The following is a 5,184-nucleotide window of genomic DNA, read 5'->3' on the forward strand; positions in this document are numbered from 1 at the left end:
ATACAAACCACTTGGGTGTTGTATGGTCAAGCCAAACGAGCAATTAGTACAGGTTAGCTACATGCATCGCTGCACTTCCACACCCTGCCTATCAACGTCGTAGTCTTCAACGGCTCTTTAGGGAAATCTAATCTTGAGGTGGGCTTCTCGCTTAGATGCTTTCAGCGATTATCCCATCCGAACGTAGCTACCGGGCAATGCCACTGGCGTGACAACCCGAACACCAGAGGTTCGTCCACTCTGGTCCTCTCGTACTAGGAGCAGATCCTCTCAAATTTCCAACGCCCACGGTAGATAGGGACCGAACTGTCTCACGACGTTCTAAACCCAGCTCGCGTACCTCTTTAAATGGCGAACAGCCATACCCTTAGGACCTGCTTCAGCCCTAGGATGAGATGAGCCGACATCGAGGTGCCAAACACCGCCGTCGATATGAACTCTTGGGCGGTATCAGCCTGTTATCCCCAGAGTACCTTTTATCCGTTGAGCGATGGCCCTTCCATACAGAACCACCGGATCACTAAGACCTACTTTCGTACCTGCTCGACTTGTGGGTCTCGCAGTTAAGCGCGCTTTTGCCTTTATACTCTACGACCGATTTCCGACCGGTCTGAGCGCACCTTCGTACTCCTCCGTTACTCTTTAGGAGGAGACCGCCCCAGTCAAACTACCCACCATACATTGTCCTCGGTATTGTTATACCTGAGTTAGAACCCCAACATGACCAGGGTGGTATTTCAAGATTGGCTCCACAAACACTAGCGTGTCTGCTTCAAAGCCTCCCACCTATCCTGCACAAGTCAGGTCAAAGTTCAATGTAAAGCTGTAGTAAAGGTTCACGGGGTCTTTCCGTCTAGCCGCGGGTACACAGCATCTTCACTGCGATTTCGATTTCACTGAGTCTCTGCTGGAGACAGCGCTGCCATCATTATGTCATTCGTGCAGGTCGGAACTTACCCGACAAGGAATTTCGCTACCTTAGGACCGTTATAGTTACGGCCGCCGTTTACTGGGGCTTCGATCAAGAGCTTCGCTTACGCTAACCCCATCAATTAACCTTCCAGCACCGGGCAGACATCACACCCTATACGTCCACTTTCGTGTTTGCAGAGTGCTGTGTTTTTAATAAACAGTTGCAGCAGCCTGGTATCTGCGACTGCCAACAGCTCAAGGAGCAAGTCCTATCACCATCGGCAGCGTACCTTCTCCCGAAGTTACGGTACCATTTTGCCTAGTTCCTTCAGCAGAGTTCTCTCAAGCGCCTTGGTATTCTCTACCTGATCACCTGTGTCGGTTTAGGGTACGATTCGTTTATAACTATTGCTTAGAAGCTTTTCCTGGAAGCATGGTATTTGCCACTTCGCTGTACAAGTACAGCTTGCTATCAGATCTCAGCATAATGACAGTCCGGATTTGCCTAAACTGTCTGCCTACATCCTTTCACCTGGACAACCAACGCCAGGCTGACATAACCTACTCCGTCCCTCCATCGCATTATAAACAAGTATCGGAATATTAACCGATTTCCCATCGACTACGCCTTTCGGCCTCGCCTTAGGGGTCGACTCACCCAGCCCCGATTAACGTTGGACTGGAACCCTTGATCTTCCGGCGTGCGAGCTTTTCACTCGCATTATCGTTACTCACGTCAGCATTCGCTCTTGTGATACCTCCAGCATGCCTTACGACACACCTTCACAGGCTTACACAACGCTCCCCTACCACTTGAAAACAAATTCAAATCCGCAGCTTCGGCTCCTAGTTTGAGCCCCGTTACATCTTCCGCGCAGGCCGACTCGACTAGTGAGCTATTACGCTTTCTTTAAAGGATGGCTGCTTCTAAGCCAACCTCCTAGCTGTCTATGCCTTCCCACCTCGTTTCCCACTTAACTAGGAATTTGGGGCCTTAGCTGGCGGTCTGGGTTGTTTCCCTCTCCACAATGGACGTTAGCACCCACTGTGTGTCTCCCGGATATCACTCATCGGTATTCGGAGTTTGCATCGGTTTGGTAAGTCGGTATGACCCCCTAGCCGAAACAGTGCTCTACCCCCAATGGTGTTCGTCCGAGGCGCTACCTAAATAGCTTTCGGGGAGAACCAGCTATCACCGAGTTTGATTAGCCTTTCACCCCTATCCACAAGTCATCCCCTAGCTTTTCAACGATAGTGGGTTCGGTCCTCCGGTGCCTGTTACGGCACTTTCAACCTGCTCATGGATAGATCACTCGGTTTCGGGTCTATGCCCTGCAACTAAACGCCCTATTAAGACTCGGTTTCCCTACGGCTCCCCTAAACGGTTAACCTTGCTACAGAACATAAGTCGCTGACCCATTATACAAAAGGTACGCAGTCACCCCAATAAATTGAGGCTCCTACTGCTTGTACGCACACGGTTTCAGGTTCTATTTCACTCCCCTCACAGGGGTTCTTTTCGCCTTTCCCTCACGGTACTGGTTCACTATCGGTCAGTCAGGAGTATTTAGCCTTGGAGGATGGTCCCCCCATCTTCAAACAGGATTTCTCGTGTCCCGCCCTACTTAATATGTTAACGCTAATGTTTCGAATACAGGACTATCACCTACTACGGTCAGCTTTCCCACGCTGTTCTTCTACATTAGCATTAATCGGCTTCTCCCCGTTCGCTCGCCGCTACTTGGGGAATCTCATTTGATGTCTTTTCCTAAGGGTACTGAGATGTTTCACTTCCCCTCGTTTGCCTCTTGTACAAGTACAAGATACCTACCTTATGGTAGGTGGGTTTCCCCATTCAGAAATCTCCGGATCACAGGATATTGCCGCCTCCCCGAAGCTTATCGCAGGCTGTCACGTCTTTCATCGCCTCTGACTGCCAAGGCATCCACCATGTGCGCTTCATTACTTGACCATACAACCCCAAGTAGTCTCGACTTTAAATAAGTTTTGACTTCAAAGTGTCATAAAGCCTAATTATGATAACGATATCACCTAATTTTATACGCTTGATTCAGTTCTCTTATTACTTTTTAATAATCAACCCCTGGGATAACAACTGATGTCGTTAAGAGGCCGATTATTAAGGTTAAGGATAACGCGTGAACACGCATCCCTAACCCAGACTCATATCTATGTTTTTAAATAGTTCTTACGCTCTCGTCGAGTCATAAGTTCTGTATAAAACAGAAGTAAATAATCGTATGATGTCTCATCTATTATAATGGTCTATCTAAATTATTTATTTCTGTTTATGCTTGTTTTATATATTCTATTTCGTATTTATTATGGTGGAGCCAAACGGAGTCGAACCGTTGACCTCCTGCGTGCAAGGCAGGCGCTCTACCAACTGAGCTATGGCCCCTGAAATAATGGTAGGCCTGGGCAGACTTGAACTGCCGACCCCCGCGTTATCAACACGGTGCTCTAACCAGCTGAGCTACAGGCCTGTGTCTGCCTGTAAAGGCAAAGCGCTAATAATAAATACTAGCTAAACTAAAGAACAACTTGTTGTGAATTCTTGCTGACCGAATGCCATCTATAAGGAGGTGATCCAGCCGCAGGTTCCCCTACGGCTACCTTGTTACGACTTCACCCCAGTCATCAACCACACCGTGGTGAACGCTCCCCCGAAGGTTAAGCTATCCACTTCTGGTGCAATCAACTCCCATGGTGTGACGGGCGGTGTGTACAAGGCCCGGGAACGTATTCACCGCGGCATTCTGATCCGCGATTACTAGCGATTCCTACTTCATGGAGTCGAGTTGCAGACTCCAATCTGGACTACGATAGGCTTTTTGAGATTCGCATCACATCGCTGTGTAGCTGCCCTCTGTACCTACCATTGTAGCACGTGTGTAGCCCTGGTCGTAAGGGCCATGATGACTTGACGTCGTCCCCGCCTTCCTCCAGTTTGTCACTGGCAGTATCCTTAGAGTTCCCGGCTTAACCCGCTGGTAACTAAGGACAAGGGTTGCGCTCGTTGCGGGACTTAACCCAACATCTCACGACACGAGCTGACGACAGCCATGCAGCACCTGTATTCTAATTCCCGAAGGCACTCCCGCATCTCTGCAGGATTCTAGATATGTCAAGACCAGGTAAGGTTCTTCGCGTTGCATCGAATTAAACCACATGCTCCACCGCTTGTGCGGGCCCCCGTCAATTCATTTGAGTTTTAACCTTGCGGCCGTACTCCCCAGGCGGTCTACTTATTGCGTTAGCTGCGTCACTAAGTCCTCAAGGGACCCAACGACTAGTAGACATCGTTTACGGCGTGGACTACCAGGGTATCTAATCCTGTTTGCTACCCACGCTTTCGAGCCTCAGTGTCAGTATTATGCCAGAAGGCTGCCTTCGCCATCGGTATTCCTCCAGATCTCTACGCATTTCACCGCTACACCTGGAATTCTACCTTCCTCTCACATACTCTAGCTCAACAGTATCAGATGCAGTTCCCAGGTTGAGCCCGGGGATTTCACATCTGACTTATCGAGCCACCTACGCTCCCTTTACGCCCAGTAATTCCGATTAACGCTTGCACCCTCTGTATTACCGCGGCTGCTGGCACAGAGTTAGCCGGTGCTTATTCTGCAGCTAATGTCATCGTCCATGGGTATTAACCATGGAGTCTTCTTCACTGCTTAAAGTGCTTTACAACCAAAAGGCCTTCTTCACACACGCGGCATGGCTGGATCAGGGTTTCCCCCATTGTCCAATATTCCCCACTGCTGCCTCCCGTAGGAGTCCGGGCCGTGTCTCAGTCCCGGTGTGGCTGATCATCCTCTCAGACCAGCTACAGATCGTCGCCATGGTAGGCCTTTACCCCACCATCTAGCTAATCCGACTTAGGCTCATCTAATAGCGAGAGCAGTAAACTGCCCCCTTTCTCCCGTAGGTCGTATGCGGTATTAATACGAGTTTCCCCGTGCTATCCCCCACTACTAGGTAGATTCCTAAGTATTACTCACCCGTCCGCCGCTCGTCATCTTCTAGCAAGCTAGAAATGTTACCGCTCGACTTGCATGTGTTAAGCCTGCCGCCAGCGTTCAATCTGAGCCATGATCAAACTCTTCAGTTTAATCTTGCTATGAAGCTCTTTAAAGAAGCTTCTAAACTTGGCTCATCTAATCTGGCAAAATCGCTAAAAATTATGTTCGTAATGAATTAACTTTGAGTTTTTCTGCTGTCTTAAATGATAATTTTTATAGTTAG

2 tRNA genes and 2 rRNA genes are annotated in these 5,184 nt (G+C 49.0%); all 4 read right to left on the reverse strand.

Going from position 1 to position 5,184, the window contains the following annotated elements:
* Window positions 1-22: 22 nt before the first annotated feature.
* Window positions 23-2,884: ribosomal RNA gene (locus tag JMW90_RS13155) — 23S ribosomal RNA — on the reverse strand.
* 374 nt (window positions 2,885-3,258) lie between these two features.
* Window positions 3,259-3,334 (reverse strand) — tRNA-Ala (locus JMW90_RS13160).
* 8 nt (window positions 3,335-3,342) lie between these two features.
* A tRNA-Ile gene (locus JMW90_RS13165) sits at window positions 3,343-3,419 on the reverse strand.
* A gap of 92 nt (window positions 3,420-3,511) precedes the next feature.
* Window positions 3,512-5,050, reverse strand: a 16S ribosomal RNA gene (locus JMW90_RS13170).
* The 16S and 23S rRNA genes sit together here with 2 tRNA genes alongside, the layout of an rRNA operon.
* Window positions 5,051-5,184 lie beyond the last annotated feature (134 nt).

This window comes from Psychrobacter glacincola (assembly GCF_904846215.1).
Classification (GTDB): Bacteria; Pseudomonadota; Gammaproteobacteria; order Pseudomonadales; family Moraxellaceae; genus Psychrobacter; species Psychrobacter glacincola.